Below are 25,116 nucleotides of genomic sequence, written 5' to 3' on the forward strand. Positions count from 1 at the left end.
GGGCGGCCGGCCGAAGGACCGTTCGCCGAGCAGCCACAGGGTGGCAGCGCCCCGATTCTCAGCCACCGCCCATGGTCGACGAGCTGTTGTCCGACGAGTTGCCCCGCCGTGACGTGTACCGGCCCGCCCGCAGCCCCGCCCTCGCACGGCGCCCCAGCACCTTGATGATCGACAGCAGGACCGCGGCAAAGAGCACGGGTGTGCCGACTGCCACCGCCGCGACCATTCCACCCGACATACCGGTCGCCTCCCTGCGGCTCCACGGCTCGACTCCACGCGCGGGGGTCGGGCCGTGGAGCCGGCACGCACCACCCGAAGGGACACGGCCCACCCGACGCGCGTGGAGGTCTTCCGATGGGCCGAGACCGATTCTCCTCCCCGCACCCGCAGTGGGAGACCCGCCGGGGCCGGGAGGCGGCTGCGGGCACCGACCGGCACGCCGGCTCAGGTCGACCGGCGCACCGGCGACCACGGTCACCGGCTCGGCCAGCGACCGTCGGGGCCGGTCAGGCTCGGCGGCGCGCGACCAGGACGGCGTCGTGGATGGAGATCTCGCGCCCCTCGGGGTCGACCGCCACGCGTGGTCGGGCCTCGGCGGCCAGCACCTGCCACGCGGTCGGGTCGAGCGAGGACGCGACCTCCTCACCGGTGAACATCATCTCCGGGAAGTGCATCCGGCGGGCGGTGGTACGCAGGTCGAGCGGGTGGTGCCCGACGATCAGCAGGGTTCCGCCGGGGGCCACCGCGGCGGCCAGCCGGGCGAACAGCTCCCGTCGCGCCGCGCCCGGCAGGTGCATGAACTGAGACGACACCAGGTCGTACGCGCCCTCGGCGGGCGGCTGGTCACGCAGGTCCGCGTGTGTCCACTCGATGCGGCCGGCGACCTGCGGGCCAACGGCCGCGGCGTGGGCGGCGGCCCGCTCCAGGGCGGTGGTGGAGATGTCGACCGCCGTGACCCGCCAGCCCCGTTCGGCCAGCCAGACAGCGTCGGCGCCCTCGCCGCAGCCGACGTCGAGCGCCCGGCCCGGGGGCAGCCCGGTGGCGTCCGCGACGAGCTGCGGGTTCGGGCGTCCGCTCCACACCGCCGCTCGGGCCCGGTAACGCTCCTCCCAGGCGGCCTCCTCGAACATCGTGTCCGCCTGGTGCCGGTAGGCGGCCACGGCGTCACGGGTCTCCTCGGCGACGAGGTCCGCGTTGATCGCCGCGCCGGCGGCCAGACCCGCCGCGGCGGCCGTGATCACCTGGGCGCGTACGTCGGCCACGTTGCCCGCCACCCACACGCCGGGCACGGCGGTGGCCCCGGTCGGGTCGGCGGAGACTTGGCTGCCGATCACCTGACCACCGAACTCCACATCGGCCGGCTTCAGGCCGAGCGACTCCAGCACGCCCGCGCGGGCGGTGAACCGCGGCGCGACGACCAGCGCGTCGAGCGCGACCACCTCGCCCGAGGCCAGCCGTACCCCGGTCAGCGTGTCGCCGGCCACCTCCAGCCCCGCGACCGGCCCGTCCACGACGGTGATCCCGCGCGCCGCGAGCCGCTCGGTCTCCTCGACGCCGGGCGTCGCGCCGTGCAGCAGCAGCATCACGTGCGGGCTCCACTGCCGCCACAGGTCCGCCTGGTGCGCGGCCGTCGGGCCGGTGGCCAGGACGCCGAGGCGCCGGTCCCGGACCTCCCACCCGTGGCAGTACGGGCAGTGCAGCACGTCACGCCCCCACCGCTCGGCCACCCCCGGCACGTCGGGCAGCTCGTCGACGAGCCCGGTCGTCACCAGCAGCCGACGCGCCCGCACGCCGCGCCCGCCGTCCAGCGTCACGACGAACCCGGCACCCTCCCGCGACGCGGTCTCGACCCGCCCGGCGACGACCTCGCCGCCGTACCGGGTCACCTCGGCGCGCCCCTCGGCCACCAGATCGGCCGGCGGAGTGCCTTCCCGGGTCAGGTAGTTGTGCACGTGCCCGGCGGGCGCGTTGCGCGGCTGTCCGGCGTCCACCACCAGCACCGACCGTCGCGCCCGCGCCAGCGCCAGCGCCCCGCCCAGCCCGGCTGCGCCCCCACCGACCACCACCACGTCGTACGTCTCGTCCGCCATGTGCGTCCCCTCCGCTCGTCTGGGCCAACCGTTCCGCGGGCCCCGCCGATCCGACAAGTAAATTTGCCGTTCTGGCAAACGACGAAATCGCGGCGAAGTGACCGGCGGGAACGGGTACGGCGGTCCCGGGGACCGCCGTACCCGTCCGAGGGTCAGTAGCCGACCTTGACCTGCATCTGCCGCCAGGTCTGCGGGCCGACGACCCCGTCGACCGTGATTCCGCGCATCCCCTGGTACCAACGCACGCCGGCCTCCGTCCGCGCGTCGAAGGCACCGGTCGCCCGGCCGCACCGCCGCTCCCCCACGAACCGCTGGACGAAGGCCACGTCGTCGCCGTTCGTCCCCCGGCGCAGGGTGCGTGAGCCGGGCACCCGCCCGGCCGGCGTCGGCGCGGGCGGCGTGGTGGCCTCGCGCAGCGCGGCGACCGTCCACGGGCCGACGACGCCGTCCACCGCCAGCTTCCGGGCCTGCTGGAAGGTACGCACCCACGCCTCGGTGGCGACCCCGAAGTCCCCGTCGACGGCCAGCTTGGCGCCCAGCCGGCCGGCGACGGTCTGCAACTCGCGCACGTCGCTGCCCCGGCTGCCGCGCCGCAGCACCCGGTCACCGAGCTTCGGCACCGGCGCGGTGACGATCCCCCAGCTCCGGTCGCTCCGCTCCGCCGACGGGGTGTGGCTGACGCTGACGTGCAGGTGCTTGTCGTGCGGGTTGCTGCCCGTGTACCGGGCGGGGGTGAAGCCCCGCGTCCGGCTCCAGATCGTCCGGTTGAAGATCACATACTGGGTGGACGGGTGCGCGATGCACTTGCGGATCACCAGCGGCGGGTCGATGCCGTCCCGGTCGACGTCGAGCGCGTTGACCGAGCGGTCGTCCGCGTCCGGGTTGTGGTCGGAGGTGCCGGCCTGGTGGGCGGCGTCGCCGATCCAGCCGTCCGAGGCGCGGTCCCGGTGCGGCCAGCGCCGGTCGATCTCGTCGCGCAACAGCCGCAGCGTCGGCGCCAGGTGGTACGCCACGAGCCCGGGTGGCTCCGGCGACGGCTCCTCCTCGGCGGCGAAGAGGTCGTACTCGACCGCCTCCCCGATCCGGCTGCCCGGATCGTCGTCCTCCGGGGTCCGGTCGACGTCGACCTGATCGATCACCGCGTCCACCTCGTGCTCCTCTCTGCTGATCGCCGGTGGGGTCGTCACGCGGCGGTGGGGGTCGCCGACGCCGGATCGGGCGTCGGATCGGTGGCGGCCGGGGCGGGCCGGACGGTGTGCGGCGCGGCGGCGGGAATTTCGGCCACCAACGGGTCGAGATCCGCGCGGATCGCCGAGACCTGCCAGAAGAAGGCGTGCGACGCCTTCGACCCGTCGACGGCGCGGACCCGGAACTCGCCGGCGGTGACCCGGGACGCCGCCAGCGGCGACACCGGCTCGTCGTCGTCGAAGACCGGGGTGAGCTGGACGGTGCGGCCCTCCAGCCGGGTCAACGCCTCGAAGTACTCGGGCAGGTCGACGGTGGCGGCCCCGTCGACGAGCCGACCCTCGCCCCGGTAGTAGACGCCGTTCTCGGGGCCCTCCAACGCGGCGTGCACCAGCAGCCGGCGGTCCGGATCGGCCGGGTCGTCGAGCGGGTGGTCGATGACGAACTGCTTGGTCCGGCCGACGATCTTGCCGCTGGCGGCCTCCAGCGAGATCGGGTACGGGCCGCCGGCCGGCCCGGCGTACATCGCCCCGGAGACGAACAGGTCGAAGGTGCTGACGCCCCCGCCGCTCCAGTCGGGAATCGAGTTCGGGCTCGTCTTCACCCCGAGTCGGCCGTTGACCTGCAGGTCACCGCCGAACAGGCCCCGCTTCTCCACCCACAGGCAGCCCGCGTCCGGCTCGGAGCTGCCGCCGTGCCCGACGTACACGCCCTGGGTGTTGAGCAGGAACAGCCGCTCCGGGCCGCTCAGGTGCAGCCGGCCGGCCCCGGCGAGATATCCCGAGGCGGGGAGGTTGACGTTCCCGCCCACCCCGAGCGCCCCCTGCACGGTCAGGTTCCCGCTGGAACCGGCCTCCTTGACCACGAACAGCCCGGCGCCGGCCCGGACCGCCACCTGGCCGTCGCTGAGCAGGTTCAGCCCGCCGCGTCCGCGCACCCGGGCGGCCCGCAGTTCGCGCACCTCCAGGTCCGCGTACTCGCGGCTGTGCAACGGGTAACCCAACGAGGGGGTGACCGTGCTGGAGTCGACCAGTTCGAAGCCGCGGCCGGCCCGGAAGGAGAGCTGCCCGTGCTGGACGCCGACCCCCCAGAAGCCGAGGCTGGCAACCACCTGGTCGGCCTGCACGGCGGTGCCGTCGAGGCTGCCCAGGTGCAGCATGCTCTGGCTGATCCGCAGCCGGTCCGCGCCGGCCTGGTGGAAGGTGATCGCGTCGTCGGGGTCGTTGTTGTTGCCGATCCGCAGGACGGTGTTCTCGCCGGCCGCCGCCCAGTAGCGGATGAACGCCTCGTCGCCGACCCCGCCCCCCGGGTTGGCGGGGAACTGGATGCCGGCCTGCGGCGAGTTGCCGACGGACGGCACGATCGCCCCGGCCGGCACCCGCAGGCCGGCGACCAGCCGGCCGGTGGCCTGCACGGTCACCACGCCCTGGCTGCGGACCACCCGGCCGAGCACGATCGCGCGCCCCGGGTCGGCCGGCGGGGCGCTGGTCAGCTCCACCCGGCCCTCCTCGGTCCACCGGGTCTCGGCGGCCACCCCGCCCTCGTCGCGCCGGTCGGTCAGCGTCTCCAGGTAACGCAGGGTGACGTGGAACGTGCCGTCGCCGGGCGGGCTCACCCGGCGGCTGGCGGGCACCACGATGAGCAGCCCGTCGGCGTCGACCGCCGCCCCCTCGGTGACCGTGACGTCGCCCCCGGTCGCGGTGAGCTCCAGCCCGCTGACCACCCCGACCGGCTGCCGCAGCCGGGCGGTGAGGTGCTGGCGGGACAGCAGGTAGTCCACCGCCTGGGCCAGGTCGGCGGCCCGCAGGTACTGGTGGTCGTAGTACCGGGGCCGGGCCATCGGCAGCGGCACGTCGTTCTTCCAGTTGATCGTCATCGGTTTCTCCGCGCGGTTTCGAGATCGGTGGATACGGGCGGGGCGGCAGGGCTCATCGGGGCTCCACGGCGTCGTAGCGCAGGCCGCTGGAGACGTCGCCGCCGGTGGCGTGCCGGGAGCGGCCGAGCCACAGGTGCACCGAGCCGTCCACGCCACGGGCCAACTGCCACCGGCGCAGCACCCGGACCCCGGCCCGGCCGATCTCCTCCTCGGGCACGGCCAGTTCGACCACCCCGGCACCGCCGGGGCCCGGCCGCCAGTCGAGCACCCGGCTGTGCCCGAGCACCGGGACCGGCGGCCCGTCGCGGGTCGGCTGCTGGATCGGCACCCGCCGCAGCCGCACCGCGGTCGGGTCGCCGGCCAGCGGGGTGGGCACGAGCGGCACCCAGTTCTCCGGCACGGTGGTGGCGAAGGCGTAGGACAGCTCGGGCACGACCACGGGACGGCCGGTCGCCGGGTCGACCGGCGGCGGGTCGGGCACCGGCGGTCGGGCCGGTACGGCGGGCCGGGCGACCTGCGCGCTGCGGTCGATCGGCCGGCCGGTCGCGCCGGTCACCGTACGCTCGATCGCCCAGGCCAGGTTCGCCATCTCGTCCCGGCCGAACCGGACCTCCTCGACCGGCTCGGAGTCCAGGGTGGCGGCGGCCGTCGCGGGCAGGACGAGCACGTCGGCGGGCCCGTCGGTGACGGCGCCGGACGGCCGGAACAACGCCCAGCCCCGCCCACCGGGGGCGGCCGGCACCAGGGTCCGGGTGCCGAAAGTGTCCGTGACGATCAGCGACCGGATCCGGGTGGCCGAGCCGACCGGCAGCTCCAGCGGGACGATGAAGTGGTCGTTGGCGTAGACCAGGCCGTACTCGAGCAGGAACATCCGGGCCAGGTCACCGGCGCCCGCCCCGACCTGGCCCAGGTTGATCCGGGAGTCCTCCATCTCCCAGAACCGGGTGGCCGGCATCCCGGCGTAGCCGACCGGGGTGGGCAGGGTGATCCGGACCAGTTCCTGGCTGGCCGGTTGCGCCTGCAGGGTGTCGACCGGCGCGTGGTCGAAGTGGTACCAGTCCAGCCGGTCACCGTCGTACTCCCGGGCGGCGAGCACCAGCTCACCGGCCGATCCGGCGGCGCCGACGGAAAACTCGTACTCCATCCGCTCGCGCTGCCAGGCGGTGCCCTCCAGCCCGGCAGCGCTGATCAGCGGGTGGAAGTCGGCCGGTGGCCACGGTGGCGTGTCCGGCCGGGGGTCGACCCCCGGCGCGATGACCGCCGGTAGCTGCAACAGGTATCCCCCGGGCGGGCCGGGCGGGCGGGGTGGCACCCCGAGCCAGGCCAGCCAGCCGGTGATCGCGGTACGTAGCGCGCCGGCCAGCGCCGGCGGCACCGGCAGGTCGTCCTCGACCGTCCCGGCCGCGCAGGCGCGCAGCAGCAGGTCGCCGTGCGGCACCCGGCCGGCGACCACCCGCAGGTAGCCGACCGTGCCCGCGTCGGCCGCCGACGGGGCGTCCGGGGGCACCGCGGGGATCCGGTAGCGGCCGGCGACCGCCGGGCCCAGCTCGCCGGCGCCGGCCTCGGCCAGCAGCCGCAGGAACTGCTGGCCGGTCTCCGCCGAGAGTCGCAGGTCGTCGGCGGTGGCCGCGCCCTCCCGCTCGACGAGCGCCTCCAGCGGGATGCCGGACGGCAGCCCGATGGTGCTGCCCGAGGCGGCCCCCGGGCGGTACCGGGTGAACGGGGTCACCTCGGCGTGCACCCGGGCGACCACCGGCGAGCCGGCGTCCTCGCCGGTGAACTCGCCCAGCTGCCACTGCCGGGCGAGCAGCCACAGCGGGTCTGCGATGCGCGCTTCCAACGCCGGGCTCAGGTCGCCGCGCCGGGTACGCGGCTCCAGCCGGGTCCAGGTGGTCACCGACCCCGGCGGGTCCTGCGGCGCGGCCGGTGGCCCGGCACCCGGCGCCACCTGGTTGTCGTGCACGAGGTGGCTCATCGGCCCTCCTGCTCACCCGGTGCGACGGGTGCCGCGTCCGGTACGAAGTCGGTGGTGGTCGCCGCCTCGGCGACGTTGGTCGGCAGGTAGAACGCGGGCAGGTACTGCCCGCCGGCACCGAGCGAGTCGAGGTCGGTGACTCGGGCGACGGCCAGGTCGAGGGTCTCCTCGACGGCCTGGGCGAGCCCCGCCGGCTGCCAGGTCGCGGCGCCGTCGGCGCTGACCGCCAGCAGCACCGCCTGGCCGGCGGCGGCAGCGGGCGCGTCGTACTCGAAGGTCAGCCCGGTCCGCGTCGTGGCCGCCGGCACCACCTCGGTCCACTCGTCGACGAGCAGGCCGTGCACCGGCTGGGTGAGGTCGAGGTCGCCGAGGCTGACCAGGACCAGCGAGGTCGGCTGGCTGTCCGGCCTCGGTGCGGCCTCACCCACCCACCGGTCGCCGGCCTGGTACGGCAGCTGGGCGACCCGGACCCGCGCCGGCACCCGCACCACCCCGCCCGCGCCGAGCGCGTCGGCGTAGGTCAGCACCTCCTGCAACCGGCCCACCGCCGGGCGGACCCGGCCGTAGCGGGCCAGCCAGCGCCGTACCGGGTGGGGCGAGCCGCCCTGGAGGGCGTCGCTGGCGGCGAGCGCGGTGGTCAGCGCGACCGGGTCCGGGGCCCGGCTGGCCGACAGCACCGGCATGTCGGCGCCGAGCAGCGCCCGGATCCGGGCGACGTGCAGCTCGCGCCGGTCCGCCGGCGGCGCGGTCGGGGTGTCGAAGTCGGTCTCCGGATCGCAGACGCAGCCGCCCACCGGGCACGGGGTGCGTCCGCGCGCCTCGGCCATTAGCCGGCAGTGCGCGGCGACCCGGCGGGCCAGCTCGTCCCCGGCGGACCGGGCGGCCTCCGCCGCGGTGGCGGAGGCGCCGGGCCCCGGCAGCGGCGGGAGCACCCCGACGATCCCGAAGCCGGCGGCCGTCCGCAGCAGGATGTGCACGGTGGTCTCGTTCCAGCCCGGGTCGTCCGGGCTGCCGGCGGCGCTCAGCCCGGTGGCGGTGTCGAGGGCGAGCTGCCACAGCTCGGTGGCCTGGTGCCGGGTGGCATCGTCGACCTGCGCCGGCGCGTCGGAGTCGGTGCCCAGGTCGGCGGCGAGCAGTTGCCGGCCCCGGCCGAACAGGTCGCGCAGCGCCGCGACCGCGGCGAGGAACTCGGCCAGGCTGACCCGGGAGGCCGGCCAGCCGGGTGCCCGGTCGTAGTCCAGCTCCAACCGCCACTCGGGGGTCACCTGGGACGGCGCGAGGCGGCTCCAGGCGACCATTTCGATCCGTCGGTCCAGGTCGGTGCCGGCCGGGGCCCCCGGATGCGGCGGTGCGGCGAGGTGGTCCACCGCCGCCGCCTGGAGGCGGTCCAGGCTGCCCTCGACGTGGTCGGTGACGACGACGCCGTCCGGCGCGTGCCAGCGCGCCCGCCAACACACCCGGTTGGCGGGCGGCAGCAGCGCGGCGGTCAGCGCGTCGACCGCGGCGCCGATGATCCGGGGCTGCGCGGACTGGCCGGCCGGCCAGTCCGCGCGCCGGTTGGCGAACCGGCCGTCGAGGTTGAACAGCACGGCGACCCGGTGGGTGACGCTCACCCCGCTGGCCGGGGTGCGGGTGAAGTGCAGCTCGGGCGGGGTGGTGGCCGCGCCGGAGGCGACGTCCACCGCCGCGGCGGCGCGGTCCATGTCGCCCACGGCGAGCTGGTGCACGCCCTCGGCGAGCAGGGCGTCGGCCACCGCGTCGGCATGGTCGGCCAGCTCGGCGAGCACCTCACCGACGGCGACCCGGGCGCTGCCGGGCAGCTTCGCCAGCTCGGTGGCGAGCACGCCGGCCCGGTGCAGCCGGTGCAGCTCCAACCCGTCGGCGACGGCGGTGGACGCGACGGTGCCGACGATGTCCGGCGGGCCGTCCCCGTTCGGGTCGACCCGGTGCGCGCGGACCGGGGCCAGCCGGCGGAACAGCGGGATGTACTGGTCGAGCGGGCCGCCCGGGTGATCGTGCAGGCCGCGCTCGAAGCGGTAGCCGAGCAGTTCGCCCAGCGCCTGCCCGTCGCGCATGCCGGCGAGGAGCTGCCCGGCCAGCCGGACCCGGCGCGAGGAGAGGTCGACCGCGACGGGGTTGTCGTCGCCGCCGCCGTGCGAGCGCCACGCGCTGCGCAGCACCGCGGCGGTGACCGCCTGCGCCGGCGACGGGGCGTGTACGTGGCCGGCGCCGGCCGGGGCCGCCACGAGCTGCGGGGGCGCGGCGGTGTCCGGTACGTGGGCGGGCCGGTCGACCAGCGTGGGCGGCGGCGCCGGGTGCAGGTCGGTGAGCCAGCCGTACGCGCCGACGTGCACCCCGTCGGGCGTCCCGGCCGGGCGGGTGGCGGCCAGCCGGTCCAGCCGGGTGCTGGCCAGCGAGGTGATCCAGGCGTCCAGCCGGTGTGCGGTGAGCCCGAGCGTCCCGGCGACGTACCGGTCCAGGTCGGCCGGGTCGAGGGCGGCCGGGTCGCCCCCGGTGGGGGTCAGGCCGGTCGCCAGGTCGGCCAGCGCGTCGCGTAGTTCGCGCAGGTCGGTGGTTGCCAGCCGGTGCCGGGTGTCGTCGTCCCCGGCCGCGGCGGCGAGGTACTCGCCCACGCTCCTGCCGCCGGTGCCGGGCACGGTGACCGCCAGCCGTCGGCGCAGCGTCGGGGTGATCTCGCCCGGCCGGATGTCGATCAGTTCCGGCTCGGGGATCTCGGCGGCGGCCGGCAGCCCGGCAGCCTCGGCGAGCAGGCCCGCGGCGGCCGAGTGTTCCGCGATCAGCGCCGCCCGCAGCAGCCGGTGGAACAGCGGCACCGGCCCCGCCGAGGCGGGTGCCGCCGGGATCTGGTCGCCGCGCAGGCCCACGGCGGCGAGCGCGTCGAGGTACGCGCGGATCCGGTCGGCCCGGTCCTGACCGGGTGCGGCCACCAGCGGGGTGCCCAGCGCGAATGCGCCCTTGGCGAAGACCGCCAGGGACAACCGGGGGTCGACCGGCCCGCCCAGGCCGAGCGCGGCCAGCAGCGCCCGGCCTGGTTCGACGACCTGCTGCCGCCAGCCCGGGCCGAGGTCCAGCCGGGCGAACCGCCACAGCCAGCTCACGTACTCGTTGCCGAGCATGCTGCGGGCACGGACCTCCAGCACCCGGGCGTCGGTGGCCAGGATCTCCACCATGGTCTGCTCGGGGTCGGCCAGCCCGGGCCGGATCCGGGGCGCCGGGGCGGCCAGCCAGACCTGCTGCCAGAGGTTGCGCAGCACGGTGACCGCGCGGGCCTCGGCGGGGCTGGCCGGCTGCCAGCCGCGCAGCGCCGCCACCGGCAGCAGTCCGTAGGGCTGCGCGCCGATCCGCAGGGTGGGCAACGGCCCCTCCGGGTGCAGGTGCTCGACGAAGTGGGCGCGCAGCTTGCGCTGCTCGGCCGGGGTGGCCACCGGCAGCAGGTGCCGCAGCATGCTGCCCGGTCCGGCCGGCCAGAGGGCCCGGCGGACCAGTCGGGCCAGCCGGCGTTCGTCCCGGTCGGCTGAGGCGGCGCGGGCCAGCGCGGTCGGCGCGTCGGGGCGTACCGCCCGGCGGCGGACGGTCGCCAGGTCCTCGGCGGCCGGCTGGGGCGGTGCGCCCACGGCCGGGGTCGACCCGGCCGGCACGGCGCTGAGCGGCACGGCGCTGAGCGGCACGGCCAGGGCCCGGCCGGCCAGGGCGGCGGCGTTCTCGACCTGCGGCCCGGTGCCGCCGGGTACCGCGTCCGTGCCGGTGACCGGGGCGACCGGGGAGCGCTCGGCCACGGTGACCGTCTCGGTGTTGTTGGTCGGGGTGCCCGGCGGCAGGAAGGCCAGCCCGTCGGTGGCGGCGTGGGCCTCCAGCAGCCGGTTCAGCCGCGCCGCGGAGATGTCCGGCGCGGTGTCGGCGTCGACGCCGAAGACCAGCAGGCGGTCCACCGGTTGGGGCCGGCCGGCACCGTCGGTGGGTACGTCGACGGCGAAGGCCATTCCGGCGGCCACCGCGGCCGGGTAGTCGACCATCCAGCGCATGCCCTCGTCGACCGGGGGCGACTCGGCGGTGCCCGTCCCGATCGGGGTCCCGGTCGCCGGGCCGCCGGGCGGCACCGGGGTCGGCCCGGCGGCCAGGTCGCGGGTGACCGGCCCGGAGACGCCGGTGAACAGCACGTTGCCGGTCGTGCGGCCCACCGCGTACCAGCGGGTCGGCAGCAGCCGGACCCGGGCCGCTTCGCACCACGGCGCCGGCCGGCGCAGCGGATCGGGCAGCTCGCCGGTGGCCGGGTCGGGCTCCATCACCCGGGCGATCCAGCCGGCCCGGGTCGCCCCGAACCGCCGGACCAGCTCGGTCCAGGCCTCCGCGCCGGGCGGGGCCCGCAGCGGACCGTCGGCCGGGCCGTCGACCGGACCGTCGACGCCGGGCGACGCCGGGTCGCCGTCGGCGGTCGGGCCGAGCCAGTACGCCCGGCCGGCCGCCACCTCGTCGTCGGTCAGCCGGGGCTCGTGGCCGTCGATGTGGATCTGGTCGGGGTAGACCCTGATCCGCAGGGTGGCGCCGGCGAACCGGGTCTCCAGCCGGACCGGCAGCAGCGCCACCGGGTACCCGGTGGACAGCGTCCACGGGGTGCCGGTGAGCGCGTCGGACAGCGGCGGCGGGGCGGCGGAGGTGGTGCCGACTGAGCGGCGGGGGGTGACGGTCATGGTTGGGTCTCCGGCGTGAGCAGCAGGTCACTGGCGTGGCGGGCGAGCATGACGGGCCGTTGCAGCGCCACCCGGGCCATGTCGGCGGCGTTGCGGCCGAACACCGCACCGTCCACCGCCGTGCCCGGGAAGCCCGGCGCGTACGGGGAGAGGAACAGCGCTCCACCGGGCAGGTGGCCCCAGTGCAGGTCGTCCCAGTGCTCGCCGGCCCAGGCGGGGATGTCGGGCGGGTCCGACTCCGGCCAGTCGTCCGGCTCGGCGTCCAAACCGAACCGGGGCGCGGTGGGCTGCTCCCGCAGGACGAAGAAGTAGCCGGGATCGCCGAGCGCCTGGTCGGTCGCGCCACGGGCCTCGTCGGCGGTGTACGGGAAGCCGAACAGCAGCAGGTCCGGGGAGAGCCAGGCGTTGAAGATCGGCGGCAGGTCCACCCCGGTCGGTTCCCGCCGCTGCGGCCCGGTCCAGCGGGCGCGGCGCATGGTGACCACGGTGGACGGGAAGCGGCGCAGCACCTCGCCCCGGATGACCAGGACCAGGGACTGCTCACCGGGGGCGCCGACCGCGGTCAGGTGGCTGCCGAGCGGGCCGGTGAGCCAGGCCGCGTCGGTCAGCGGCGGTATGTCGGTCAGCGGCGCGCCGGCCGACAACGCGCCGCGGACGTCCCAGAACTGCCGGAACCAGGTCTGCCGGGGGTCGGCGGGGAAGCCACGCCACAGCATCTCCCGGCTCATCTCGTGGTTGAGCCCGACCAGGAACGCCTCGATGAACCTGGGATTGGCGGCCAGCGCGGTCATCGTCTCCGGCGCCACCGCCGGCAGGTTCGGCACCACGTGCTCCTGGGACAGCCCGCGCAGCAGTTCGTAGCTGGGCACGTCGAAGGTGATCCCGGCGAGCAGCCGGCGCAGCGGGTCCCCGGTGTCCGGCAACGCGTCGACCAGGAGCTCACCGCCGACGCTCAGGCCGGCCAGCACCTCGCCGGCGACCGCGGTCTCCGGGCGGAGCGTGGCACGTACCGCGCCGGCCGCCGGGCCGAGCGGCACCGTCGGCGGCTTCGGGTCGACGGCCAACGCCTGGGCCGGGGCCAGCCGGTCCTGGTGGTTCGCGGCGGCGGCCATGAACCGGTCACCCATCGTGGCGCGGGCGGCCACCAGGTCGGCACGCAGGTCGGCGACGAGCAGGCCGCACCCGCGCCCGGCCGCCGCGTCCGCCGCCCCGGGGATGTCCTGCGGCGGGCTCCAGATCACCGGCACGCCGGCCGGGTCCAGGTCGAAGCCGACCCTGGTGGTGAGCACACCGACCCGGGAACGGTGTGCCACCACCAGGTCGGGCCGGCGGGTGCCGCTGACGTCGACGACCGCGACCCCCGCGGCGACGCCTGCGGCCACCTCCGCCTCGCCGCCGACCGGCAGCGGGCTGGTCCACCCGGCGTCGGCGATCCGGCCGCGCCGGTTGACGCCCCGGCCGGTGAAGTACCGGGCCACCTTCTGCCCGGCGGTGTTCTCGCCGGCCACGAAGACCAGCAGGTCCGGCACCTGGTCGCCGGTCATGTCGACCACGTCGACGCTGACCGAGCGGATCGCCTTGAAGGTGTACGGGGTGGGCAGCGAGTCGGTCCAGCCCCGGGTGACCCGGCCGGCCGCGTCCAGCCCCCAGCCGACCCGGTAGTACACCCGGTTCGCGGCGGCGTCGGGGCCGTCGATGGCGTAACCGACGACGAGTTCGGGTGACCCGTCGCCGTCCAGGTCGGCGACGGTGACGTCGAGCGCGCCGGCGTACCCGCCGACCGGGTCGGGCAGGTCGTACGGGCCGGCCCAGCCGCCGGTGGCGGCGCCGTCGGCGCCGATCCCGCTGCCCACCCAGTAGGCCAGTCGCCGGGTGCCGGCCACGTTGCCGGCCAGGACCGCCACCGCGAACAGCTGCGACGGCCGGCCGCCGGTGAGCGGCGCGGCGGTGACCGCGGTGGCCAGCGCGGGCACGCCGGTGAACGGTCCGGCCGCCGCCGTGGTGAGGGCGTTCTCCCGTAGCACGCCGTCCTCACCGAGGTGGTGGGCGGCCTGCGAGCGGATCCGGCTGCCGGACCCCTCGTCGACCGTGTACGACACCAGCAGTGAGGAGAGCAGGCCGACCCGGGGCGCGAAGCGGACGTGGGCCGGGGCCGGGGCGGTGTCCGGGCCGGCGCCCCGGGGATCGGCCGGGGTGCCGTGGTCGACCCACCCGCCGCCCCGGTTGCCCCAGGAGTACGCGGCCAGCCGCCCGTCGGCGGTCCGGACGAAGACCTCCCCGTCGCGGTCGTCACCGGTGACCGGGCCGGGCCGGTGCGCCGCGATCCCGTTGGCCGGCCGGCCGATCTCCTCCCAGTACCAGGAGTAGACCCCGGTCTCGTCGTTGCGCCACTGGTAGCGGCCGTACAGCCGCAGGTCTGCCGGGTCGGCGTCGGGGTGGGCCAGGACGAGCAGCTCCGGCTCCTCGTCGTGGCCGCTGACCACGGTCTGCTGGCCCAGCGAGACGATCCGCAGGTTCTGCGGCAGCGGCGCGCGGAAGGAGACCCGGCCGTGGTTGAGGAACCCGCCCCAGCCGGGCACCCGGGTGACCAGTTCGCCGGTCGGGGTGAGGTAGCCGAAGCCGTCGGCCCGGGGATGGCTGAGGGTGTGGTAGGCCGCCGGGGAGCCCCAGATCGGCGGCGGTTGGCCGGGACCGTCGGCGACCAGGCTCCACTGCCCGTTGTGGACGAACAGCCGCTGGGCGGTGGTGGCCACGAACACGCCGGCCGGGGTCGGGCGCGGCGAGCCCCACAACCGCTCTCCGGTGGCGAGCTGTGGGCGGCCCAGTGACGCCCAGGTCCGGGCCACGGTGCCGAAGCGGTACAGGTCACCGCTCGGGCCGAGCATGAAGACGTCGGTGCCGCGGGCGGTGGGCCGGCTCGCCGTGCCGCCGGGTGGGCTGCCGCAGTCCGTCCACACCCAGCGGTCGCCGTCGTAGCGGCGCTCGTAGAGCCGGCTGTCGCGGGTACGCACGTACACCCGGTCGGGGGCCACGGTGGCGCCGGAGGTGACGACCTGGGTGCCGGCCGGGGTGCCGTGGTCCCGCCAGGTCCAGACGCCGTCGAGCCTGCGGCGTTCGAACAGCCGGCCGTCGGCGGCGGCGACGAAGAACCGGTCCGGGCCGAGCAGGTCGCCGCCGTTGCTGAACAGCGTGGTGACCGGATCGTCCGTCGCGGCCGGGGCCCAGGCCGCCGGGGCCCAGGTAGCGGCGGTGTGCCACCACGGGTTCCGGCCGGCAGCCTCGATGGCGGCCCGGGTCAGCCGGGCGATGCCCTGCCCGGGCGGGACCAGGGTGTCGAAGACGACGCCGCCGGCCGGGATCCGGGCCGGTGGCACCGGGCTCGCCCCGCCGGCCAGCCGCAGCAGCGCCGACGACGACGGCGCGGCGGGACGCAGCCGGCGGGCCAGCGGACCACGCGGGCGGGCCAACCGGCGGAACGGCGCGCTGGTGGCCGCCCGGGCGCCGGCGTTGCCGTCGAGCAGCTCGTCCAGCGACTCGACCGGGGCCGCGCCGGAGCCGGCCAGCCCGGTCGCGGCCGGGGCCGCGACCAGGTCGTGCACCGGCCGGGCCAGCGCGACGAGCTGGTCGTCACCGAGGGCGTTCCCCGGCGCGGCCGGGTCCACCCGCTTGGCGAACAGGGCGGCGGCGCTGTCCCGGGCGGCCTGCCCGCGCAGCAGTTGCTCGTTGACCTCGCGCAGCTCGGCGGCCCGCTGCCAGGCGGCGGCGGCCAGGTCCTCCTGGTGTTTCTGGATCACCCGGGTGCCCAGCGCCGCCGCCGCCCGGTAGCGCGGGTCGAGGTTCAGCCCGGCCAGCCACCGCGGCTCGCTCCCCGGCGGTGGCACCTGCCCCTGCCTGCTGTGGATCTCGCCGTACAGCGGTGGGGTGAGCCAGTCCTCGACGTGCGCCAGCAGCTCGGTCATCCGGGCCTGCCAGGGCCCGGCGGCGGCCGGCTGCCAGACGGTGGGGGTCATCGCGGGCGAGGCGAGCGCGCCCTCGAAGGCCAGCACGGAGCGGCCCTCCACGCCGGCCGGCTCAAGGTCCGGCAGCCCGCCGCCGGCGGCGCCGACGTCCACCGGCTGCCGGCCGACGTCCGCCGGCAGGGCCCGGCCACGCAGCCGCCGGGCCAGCGACTCGAAGTCGCCGTCCGGACCGGTGCGGAAGGTCCAGTGGTGGTAGACCGGCAGGACGATCGGGGCCTGCGGATCGGCCGCCGGGGAGCCGGGGCCCCAGGCCGGCACCAGCGGGCCGTCGTCGAGCGACAGGCCCAGTCCGGCGCGCACGCCGGCGTCGAAGGCCGGCACAACGGCGGCCAGGTAGTCGGTGTCCGGGTCCAGCCGCCGGGGGCAGACCAGCCGGGACAGGGTGCGCTCCGGTGCGTCGGCGATGACGTCGGCGACGTCCTCGTTCTCCGTGACGACCAGCACCTGGGCGTGCGCCCAGGCCCAGGACTCGACGAGGTCGGGCAGCTGCCCGACGATGGTGCCCAGCCGGGCCAGCGGTTGCCCCGCCGCCGTCTCCAGCCGGCCCTGCGGGCCCACCGGGACGACGACGAGGACCAGCCAGGGCCGCAGCCGGCCCTGCGGGTCGGGCCTCGCCGGGGTGTACAGCCAGGGCAGGTCGGGCCGGTCGAACTCGACCGCCGCGAACAGCGTCCCGTCGACGTTGTCCGCGCCCGCCGCCGGGTGGCTGCGGATGATCTGCTGGCCGTCGAGGCCGGTCACGTCACCAGGTCCGTGCAGCAGCGCGGTGGTGGTGCCGACGACGTCCACCGGGTCGACCCCGGCGGGGCCGGTGCCGCGCGCGGTCACCGAGAGCGTCACCTCGGACCGGGTGGCCGGCAGCGGACCGGTGAGCGGGTCGGGTTCGGAGACGAGCCGGGCGACGCCGTCGCGTACCCAGGGCAGGAAGCGGAGGCCACCCATGTCAGGACACCTTCTCGGGTTCGGGCAGGACGATGGTCGGTTCGGGCACGTGGACGCCGGCCCGGCGGATCAGCCGGCCGCGGTCGCCCCCGGGGGCCACCTCGGCGGCCTGGGTCGCGGTGGGCAGGGCGGTCACCGGTGGGCGTACCCGGGCGGGGGCCTGACGGGCCCGCCGGCCGGCGGGGTGCGGGGTGCCCCGGCCGGCCAGCCAGGACGGCCCGGCGTCGCGCAGGCCGAGGCCGGCGCCGCTGAACCGGGCCGCCCCGCTGGTGCGGGCGCTGGCGTTGGCGGCCGGTCCGGTGGCGGCGAACAGGGCCAGCAGCCCGCCCGGTACGGCGTCGGCGGCCGACAGCGGGTGCGCCGCAGCCGGCATCTCCCGGCCGGCGTCGTCGGGGTCGTCGATGATCACCCGGTCGTAGGCGCCGTCGCCGTCGAGCCCGGCGAACACGGTGCTGCCGTCCGTCGGCAGGGCGGTGCCGTCGGGCAGGGTCACCTCGCGGCCGGCCTCCAGCCGTTCGAAGCCGGGGGTGAGCACCCGCTGCTCGGGGGTCAGGTCGCGGAACTGGCCGGGGGCGAAGTCGTCGAGGATCGGCGCGCCGAGGGTGCCACGCACCGTGTCGTCGCCGGTGCCGGCGCTGACCTCGGTGAGGGTGAACCGGTTCGGGCCACGGAGACGGGAGGTGCCGATCCGCTGCAACTCGACGTCGAGGGGAAGGACGTTCTGGCGTACGCCGAGGGCGGCCCCCGGGGAGAGCAGCAGCGCTCCCCCGGTGTCCTCGACCGCCCGCAGGGCCACCGGTTCGCCCCCGACGGCGGCGGCCCGGATCTCCCAGGCGTCCGGGGTGGACAGGGCCGGCCGGAGCAGGTCCTCGGCTTCCAGGTAGGTGGGTTCGGGCTGGTCGGCCTTCTTCCCGTCGGTCCAGTCGAGCTTGGCCGACACCTCCCACCACAGGAACTTGATGCGCGCCTCGCCCCAGGCCCGCCAGGGGCCGGGGCCGCTCACCCCGATGAACAGCCGGATGACCAGCAGCTCGGTGCCGTCGTAGGTCAGGGCGACGTACGCGCCGATCTCGGCGGTGAACCAGAACGGCTTGAACTGGAACAGCACGTCCAGCCAGGCCCGGCCGTCGAGGACGAACCCGGCCGCCTCGAAGCGCATCAGCAGTTCGGCGCCGAACTGGGCGGTGTTGCTGGTGACCGCCAGGTACGCGTTGAGCCTGATCCCCTTGCCCAGCTTCAGCAGCTTGATCTCGAACCGCTTGAGCGACGGGAAGCCGGCCGGCGGGCAGAACCTCGGATGGAACCCGCCGATCGACAGGGCGAACGACTTGTCCCCGCCCCACCGGGCCCGCAGGGCCATCTCGCCGGAGACCGGCTGGCCGAACAGGTTGGAGTCGATCAGGGCCGCGTCGAGGCTGATCTCCTTGCGGGCGACGTCGACGATGCCGACCGAGTCCAGCCGGAGCCGACCGGCCGGCCGGAAGTCGATGACCAGCTTGCCGAGCAGCAGCACCCGGACCGGGTCGGGGAACTCGACCAGCACGGCCAGGTCCGCGACGATCTGCCCGGAGAGGAAGTTCAGCCGGACCATCGCGCCGAGCACGGTGCCGGTGGGGTCGACCGGGAAGATCCGGCTGAGCGTGGCGATCACCGCCGGCGCGCGGCCCACCGCGTCCTCGGGGAACAGCAGCGAGTCCAGGGTTCCGGCGCGGGCGGCGTTGCGGACCTCCTCGGGGTTGCTGCGCCGGTTGTGCCCGACCACCAGGCCCAGGCCGGTGATCGAGATGCCCCAGAACAGCATCAGCCCCGGGTACCACTGGAAGGTCCCGACGACGAGCATCGAGAAGGTGTGCTCGCCGTCGGCCTCGGCCAGTCGGCTGCCGTCCGGGTTGCGGGTGTTGAGGATCGCGGTGGCCTGGAGCAGGAAGCCCCGCATCGGCGACAGCCCGTCCTTGGCGGCGATGCCCAGTTGGAGCGCCCCGGCGTACATGCCGCGCGGCTCGTCGATGAACAGGTAGCCGCCGCCGTTGACGAAGCCGTTGTCGATCCGCAGCCCCACCCCGTCCGGGGCCTTGAAGCGGGGCACCAGGTCGGCGCCGCCGAGGTTGCCGGTGCCGGCCGGCAACGCGGGCGGGAAGGTCAGGTCGGCGCGGATGCCGATGTTCTCCACGACCGCGTGCAGCGGACCGATCTCGGCCCGGACGGTGGTGGTGACGGTCAGGTCGACGCTGGCGGTGTGCGTGCTGGCCGCGAGCGCGACCCGCAGCCCCTCCAGGTGTACGCCGCCCAGCGAGAGGTGCATCGGGTACTCGGCGGTCAGCGCGGCGGCCCCGGACAGGTGCAGGCCGGTCCGCAGTGACCAGCCGAGGCCGAGGTCGAAGCCGAACCGCAGGCCGTCGGGCGGCAGGAGCCGGGCCAGCAGCCCGTCGCCGTCGCCGGCCTTGACCACCAGTTCGGCGCGGCCGGCGGCGAGCATCAGCTCGATGTCGTCGCGGCCGGTGCCGAGCGCCGCCCGGCCGCGCAGCACGAGCTGCCCGATGGCCAGGTGGGTGCCGTCGGGCGCGCCGATGACCCAGCCGGGCTCGTCCTTGGGCGCGATCCGGGCGACCTCGGCGGAGAACTTCACCGCCGGTCCGCCGCCGGCGACCGTCACGCCGGCCGAGTTGATCGCGATGGCGGGGCCGGCCCCGGCCAGGTCGGCGGCGACGTTCCAGCGACCGAACGCGCCTTCGAGGTGCGTCTCGCCGGTGGGGGCGACGATCCCGGTGAGCAGGCCGTCCCAGCAGGCCAGGGCGAGGGTGACGCCGAGGTGGAGCTGGGCGTCCGGGTCGGCGTCGATGTCCGCGCCTGCTTCGGCGTGCGGCACGCCGTGGATGTCGGACAGGACGGGGCGCGGTCCCGGCTGTCCGGCGAGCGCGGCCGGCTCCCCGCCGCCGGGCGGCCCGGCGACGGCGAACCGGACCCGGAGCAGCCCGTCGGCCAGCCGCAGCCCGGCCTCGCCCTGGTCGGGGCCGATACCCGGCCGCACCCCGTGCGCGGCGTCCACCCCGAACGCGCGCAGCGTCGCGGCCAGCCGGGGCAGCAGCCGCGCGGCCAGCGCCTCGACGGCCTCCGGGGTGCCCCAGCCGGCGGGCGCGTACAGGTCCTTGAGGTACCCGCCGGGGTCGGCGACCAGCTCGACGAGCCGCTCCAGGTGCAGCTCGTCGCGGTGGCGGGGCAGCCGGATCGGCGCGTCGCCGGCCGGCATCGGCGGGCTCGGCGGCAACTCGACGCCGGGGGTGACCAGGCCGAGGAGGGTCAGCAGCGGCACCGTCCAGGGTGCCCGGCGCAGCAGGTAGGTCAGGATCAGGTGGTCGACCAGGTCGTCGACCAGCTCCTCGGGCAGGCCGTCCACCGGGGGCAGCTTCCCGCGCACCGTCGGGGGCAGCGTGCCGACCTGTCCGAACGCGGTGCCGGCCGCGGTGGCGATCTTCTTGAGGTCGGCCAGCGAGTCGGGCAGGCCGTCGGCGATCGCCGCGTCCAGCGTGTCGACCGCCGTTCCGACGGTGCCGACCCACGTCTCGAACGTGTGCGCGTCGACCCCGCTGATCGCCTCCAGATCCCAGCCCAGCGCCCGCATCAGCCGGGCCCGCCGCCACGGGTCGTACGAGCCGAGCACCGGCTCGGCCAGGATGCGGAGCTCGCCCCAGAGCAGGGCGAGGACGTTACGGTTCCGCTCGACGTCGTCGCTCATGCGTCCGGGTCTCCTTCACTGCGGTGGTGGTCATGGCGCCGGGGGCTCATCCGGTCACCCGGGACAGTTCGCCGGTGTCCAGCCGCAGCGAGCCACGCCGCGTCGACAGCGTCCGGTCGGCCGCCGGCAGCGCGGCGACCGGGAGCTGGTACCCGGTGCCGCCCGGCCACGCCGGCCAGGCCCGCACCGCGGCCAGCGCGGCGGGCAGCCCGGCGTCGGCCGTGGCCCCGGCGACCTGGCCGATCGCGGTGATCAGGGCGGTCTCGTGGGCGTCGGTCCAGCCGGTGGGCGGGCCGGTGAAGTCCGGCCCGAGGGTCCGGGCCACGGTCAGCACGGTGCGTAGCTCGGTGGCGGCGCGGGGCACGGTCCGCTGCTCGGGCGGCTCGCCGGCGACCGGCGGCCCGAGGGCGACGAGGTGGTGTGCGCGGTACGCCTGCCAGCAGGCGAGCTGGGCCACCGCCCGTTCCGAGGTGAACAGGTCACCGACCCGGGCCCGGCGGGGATTACCGTCCGGGCCGGGCACGTCCGGCACCGTCACCGGGGCCGCGCCGGGCGGGTCCCACGCGGTGCTGAGCAGGTCGTGCAGGCCCTGGCGGGCGAAGCGCCAAATGCTGTGCCGGACTCCCCGCTGGGTTCGCAGGCCCGTCGTGAAGCGGTGCACCCAGTGCCAGCCGCGCAGGTCGAGCAGCTCGACGACGTTCTCGATCGGCTGGCCCGCGCCGCCGGTGTGGTCGCTCATCGCGGGTCGGGCCCGGCTGACCCGCAGCTCGGGGTAAAGCAGGGCGCTGCCGTCGATGCCCCAGCCGGGCGTCGCGGACAGCCCGGCCAGCCCGCCCATGGCCTCGTACGCGTCGCGGTCGGTGGCGCGCAGCGCGGCCAGCCAGGCCCAGAGCTGGCCGGGTTCGGTGCGCCAGTCCGGCCGGGGCGGCAGGGTCACGGGCGTCGTGCGGGGCCCGTCCGCCGGCCAGCCGAACGGGCCGATCCGCAGCACCCCCGCGTCGGTGCCGTCCAGCACGTCGAACCAGCCGCCGGTGGAGCCGGGCCGGGTGTTCTCGGCAACCGCCCGCAGCACCTTGAAGGTGGACAGCCGGCGGCGGGCCGGGTCGGCGGTCGCGGGGTCGGCGCTGCCCGTGGCGGCGACCAGCGCGGCCAGCGACGGCCCGACGGTCTCCCCCTCCCCCGGCGGGATCAGCGCCTCGGGGAGCAGTTCGACCGTCGGCTCGACCAGCGGGCCGGCCCACTGCGGCGCGGCGGGTCGGCTGCTCCAGCCGCCCAGCGGGATCAGCTCGGGGTGGTTGGCCGGCGCCGGCCCGGCGCCGGCCGGGCGGCCGGTCACCACCCGCGAGTAGAGCCGCTGGTCGGCCGGGTGTGCGGTGTCGGCGTGCCAGACGTTCCCGGCGGCGAGTTGTTGCGGGCTGCCGCCGGCGACCTGCCACGCCTCCACCACCACGGGGCAGCGCCAGCGCTTGTCCAGCCAGTGCCGGACGGCGAGCTGGGTGGCCAGGTCGGCCACCCCGGTGACCGGTCCGGGATAGCGCTCGGCCTCCGGCACGTCGACCGGCGCCAACCGGTCGGAGTACCGGGTGGCGGGCGCCTCGGCGGGTTCGTGGGCGACCCGGGCCGCGCGGGCGTACGTCTGGAACTCGCGTACCGCCCAGTAGGTCGTCGAGTCGAACTCGCCGGGGTTGCGCGCCGGGCCGAACCCCAGCGTGGCCAGGTCGGCCTGCAACCGGGTCACCCATCGGTCGGTGACCAGGGCGGGCGGCCGGTCTGCGCCGTCGTAGTGCGCCTTGGCCCCGGAGCGGGCGTCGTGGTCGTCGGGGCGCAGCACGTAGCCGTACGGCGGGTCGGCCAGCAGCGAACAGCCGTACGACAGGTCGATGGTGTATTTGGTCAGCGCGGCGGCCCGGTTCTCCGAGGGCAGGTGCCACCAGAGGCGCTGGGTGGCCGACTTGCCCTCGCCCGCCGGCCAGTTGAAAGTGATCTCGCCGAGGTTGTTGTGGCCGACGATCTCCTTGCCGTTGCCCCATTTGCCGAGGTACCCGTCGAGGTTGCGGGCGGCGGCCAGGTACTGCGCCAGCGCCTGGTCGCGGGGCAGCCCGGTCGGGTCGAGGACGCCTTCCGGTGCCCCGTCCCGCCGGACCGTCGGGTCGGCCTCGTCGTGGTGGGCGAACTGCACCTGGATGCTCCACTCCGGCGGGCGGCTGAGCAGCTTCAGCCGGTCGTAGTCGCTGACCGCGGGCCGGCCGGAGACCCACCATTCGGAGACGGCGTCGGCGGCCACGCTCACCTGGAACCCGGCCTTGAAGCGCCGACCCTGCCGCTGCTCCTCCTCGTTGGCCCAGCCGACCAGGTCGATGCGGCCGAGGCTGTCCAGCAACGGCACGTAGCCGACGTCGTGCAGCATGCGGGTCAGGAACACCTCGTTGCGCAACGCGCTGGAGACGAAGCCGGCGATCACGCCCTCGGTGCGGTTGACCCCCTGGAAGGGGTGGGCCGGGTCGGGACCGCAGGCGTACGGCAGCGTCGCGGAGTAACGGATCCGCTCGGCCGAGCCGAAGTGGATGTCGCCGCCGAGCATGACGATCCGCCGGCGCCGGACCCCGTCGGGGCCGGGCGGGGCGGCGGAGAGCAGCCGGCCGAGGAACTTGTGGGTGGCCGCGTCGCTGGTGATCCACGCGTCCTCGGCGTCGGCCTCGTACCGGCCGGCGAGGGCCTTCATGGCGGGCTGGGCCACCTGTTCGAGCAGCGGCATGCCGAACACGGCGACCGGTTGCGCCAGCACGGTGACCGACTCGTCGTCCAGCACCCCGCCGCCGCTGATCATCTCGTTGAGCGGGTGGTCGGCGAGCAGCAGCCCGCCGGGGTGCTCGGCGCCGGCCGGGAACTCCCGCCAGGTGCGGGTGTCCAGGGCGACGAGCTGGTAGCGCGGCCAGGTGACCGTGAAGTGGTAGGTGAGCGCGCCGGCCGGGCGGACCGGCCGACCGTCGGTTCCGACCGCGGTGGGCAGGCCGAGGCGTTCCCGCAGCCGCAGGTCGTCCACCGCCCCCGGGGCGGCCAGCCAGCCGCTCAGCGCGGCCAGCAGGTCCCGGCCCGGCTCGCCGGCCGCCCCCTGCTCGGCGAACCGGTCCGGCGTGTTGCCCCAGGCCTGGAAGACCGCGTACGCGGCCATCGCGTTGCGCACGACGCGCCGGCCCAGCTCCGAGGTGATCACGGCGCCGGTGACGAACTCCCGGGTCATGTTCCAGTCGTCGGTGACCTCGTGGTCGTCGGCGACCATGTACGTGGGCACGTTGGCCAGCAGCCGGCGCACGGCCACCAGCCCGCGCTGGAAGTTCATCAGCCGGATGGTCTGTTCCCGCCACCGCAGGTAGCGGTGGATGATCTTCTGCTGCTGGCTGCTGGCGTCGTAGGCGCGACCGGCGAGCAGCCGGTCGTAGACGGTGTCGCCGGGCCCGCCGCTCTGCGGGTCGCGCAGGATCCGGGTGTCGGCCGGGAAGACGTGCTCGAACCTCGGGTACGTCGCCGGCCAGAGCTGGTCCGACCAGGTCAGCAGGTACATGCAGGCGTACTCGCGCAGCGACATGAGGTGGCTGTCGGCCTCGCCGGAGGTGAACTTCGCGTCCCGGGCCAGGGTCACCGCCCGGTTGCCGGGGGTGAACAGCCGGTCGGCGGGCGGACTGGTGGAGCCGTCGGGGAGCAGCTCCGGCGGCAGGCCCAGGGCGGCCCCGATGCCGGGCGACGCCGGGACGGCCGGCAGCCCGTCGCGGGCGGGGACCGCGTCGTGCCCGTGCACCATGGACAGCAGGACGTCGGCGACGTCGTCGGCGTAGATCTGGTCACCGCCGAGCACCAGTTGGTGCGGGCGGAGCGTCGGGTTCCCGCCGGCCGCCGCGATGATCGGGTCCAGCACGGCCAGCGCGTCGTGGCCCTCGCCGTGCGGCTTGCGGCACGACCCGTGGAAGATCCGGAGCTGCCCGGGGTCCGCCGGGGGCGTCACGAAGCTGGGGTACTCGGGCGCACCGCCCTTGTTCAGCGGGTCACCGGCGTAGCTGAGCAGCGATCGGGCGGCGGTCCTGTCGACGGCCACCGCCCCTGCGGCCAGCAGGCTCGACCAGGCGCCGGTGGAGCCCGGGAAGGACAGGTCGTAGCCGTAGAGCCGGCCCTGCTGGAGGCCACCGACGGCCTGGACGGTGGCCACGTACAGGTTGCCGCCGAGCCGGACCGCGGCCCGGCTGCCCGTGGCCACCGTGGCACCCCGGGCGAAGTCCGGACCGGGGCCCACCTCGAACACGGTGAGGGCGACGGTGCAGGCGGACCGGACGGCGACGAAGACCGCCACGCTGCCCGGGTCGACCCGGCGCACGATCGGCCCACAGACAACGTGGGGTGGTCCGCCCGGAGCGTCCATCGTCGAGGTTCCTTTCGCAGTTCCACGAGCCGGATCCGGCCGTGTGGGTCGGTGCACCGCGCGGGCCGGCGGGGAGTCTCACCCGTCGCTGCCGGCGACCGCTGATTCGCGGCACGGTGAACGCGCCACGGCCGCTGCGGTAGCGGCGCACGGCAGTCTGTCCGGCGGTCGCGCCC

9 protein-coding genes are annotated in these 25,116 nt (G+C 76.2%); all 9 read right to left on the bottom strand.

Going from position 1 to position 25,116, the window contains the following annotated elements:
• Nucleotides 1–58: 58 nt before the first annotated feature.
• The 9 genes from ACH4T9_RS17925 to ACH4T9_RS17965 all read right to left on the bottom strand — a co-directional run bounded on the left by ACH4T9_RS17925 (nucleotide 59) and on the right by ACH4T9_RS17965 (nucleotide 24,940).
• A complete protein-coding gene (locus ACH4T9_RS17925; RefSeq protein ID WP_396672326.1) occupies nucleotides 59–238 on the bottom strand; it encodes a hypothetical protein in 180 nt (59 codons plus the stop codon).
• Between the two features lie 268 nt (nucleotides 239–506).
• On the bottom strand, nucleotides 507–2,090 hold the full coding sequence (locus ACH4T9_RS17930) for a methyltransferase domain-containing protein (RefSeq protein ID WP_396672325.1): 1,584 nt from the start codon (nucleotides 2,088–2,090) through the stop codon (nucleotides 507–509).
• 152 nt (nucleotides 2,091–2,242) lie between these two features.
• The gene (locus ACH4T9_RS17935; RefSeq protein WP_396686837.1) at nucleotides 2,243–3,277 is read right to left on the bottom strand and encodes a peptidoglycan-binding protein; all 1,035 of its coding nucleotides are present in this window, start codon (nucleotides 3,275–3,277) and stop codon (nucleotides 2,243–2,245) included.
• The gene (locus tag ACH4T9_RS17940; protein ID WP_396672323.1) at nucleotides 3,274–5,151 is read right to left on the bottom strand and encodes a hypothetical protein; all 1,878 of its coding nucleotides are present in this window, start codon (nucleotides 5,149–5,151) and stop codon (nucleotides 3,274–3,276) included. The genes ACH4T9_RS17935 and ACH4T9_RS17940 overlap by 4 nt, the downstream gene beginning before the upstream one ends.
• Before the next feature lie 52 nt (nucleotides 5,152–5,203).
• Entirely contained in the window at nucleotides 5,204–7,126 is a 1,923-nt protein-coding gene (locus ACH4T9_RS17945; RefSeq protein WP_396672322.1) for a hypothetical protein, read from the bottom strand.
• Nucleotides 7,123–11,835 (bottom strand): hypothetical protein, encoded by a 4,713-nt coding sequence (locus ACH4T9_RS17950; protein WP_396672321.1) that lies wholly within the window; start codon nucleotides 11,833–11,835, stop codon nucleotides 7,123–7,125. Before ACH4T9_RS17950 ends, ACH4T9_RS17945 begins: the two co-directional genes overlap by 4 nt.
• Nucleotides 11,832–16,796 carry a hypothetical protein gene (locus ACH4T9_RS17955; protein WP_396672320.1) on the bottom strand — a complete coding sequence of 1,655 codons (4,965 nt, stop codon included), beginning with the start codon at nucleotides 16,794–16,796 and terminating at the stop codon, nucleotides 11,832–11,834. Before ACH4T9_RS17955 ends, ACH4T9_RS17950 begins: the two co-directional genes overlap by 4 nt.
• A 1-nt stretch (nucleotide 16,797) precedes the next feature.
• Nucleotides 16,798–20,529 carry a DUF6603 domain-containing protein gene (locus ACH4T9_RS17960; protein ID WP_396672319.1) on the bottom strand — a complete coding sequence of 1,244 codons (3,732 nt, stop codon included), beginning with the start codon at nucleotides 20,527–20,529 and terminating at the stop codon, nucleotides 16,798–16,800.
• 46 nt (nucleotides 20,530–20,575) lie between these two features.
• Nucleotides 20,576–24,940 (bottom strand): hypothetical protein, encoded by a 4,365-nt coding sequence (locus tag ACH4T9_RS17965; RefSeq protein WP_396672318.1) that lies wholly within the window; start codon nucleotides 24,938–24,940, stop codon nucleotides 20,576–20,578.
• Nucleotides 24,941–25,116: the final 176 nt, after the last annotated feature.

The sequence above is a fragment of the Micromonospora sp. NPDC020750 genome (assembly GCF_044334565.1).
Lineage (GTDB): Bacteria > Actinomycetota > Actinomycetes > Mycobacteriales > Micromonosporaceae > Micromonospora.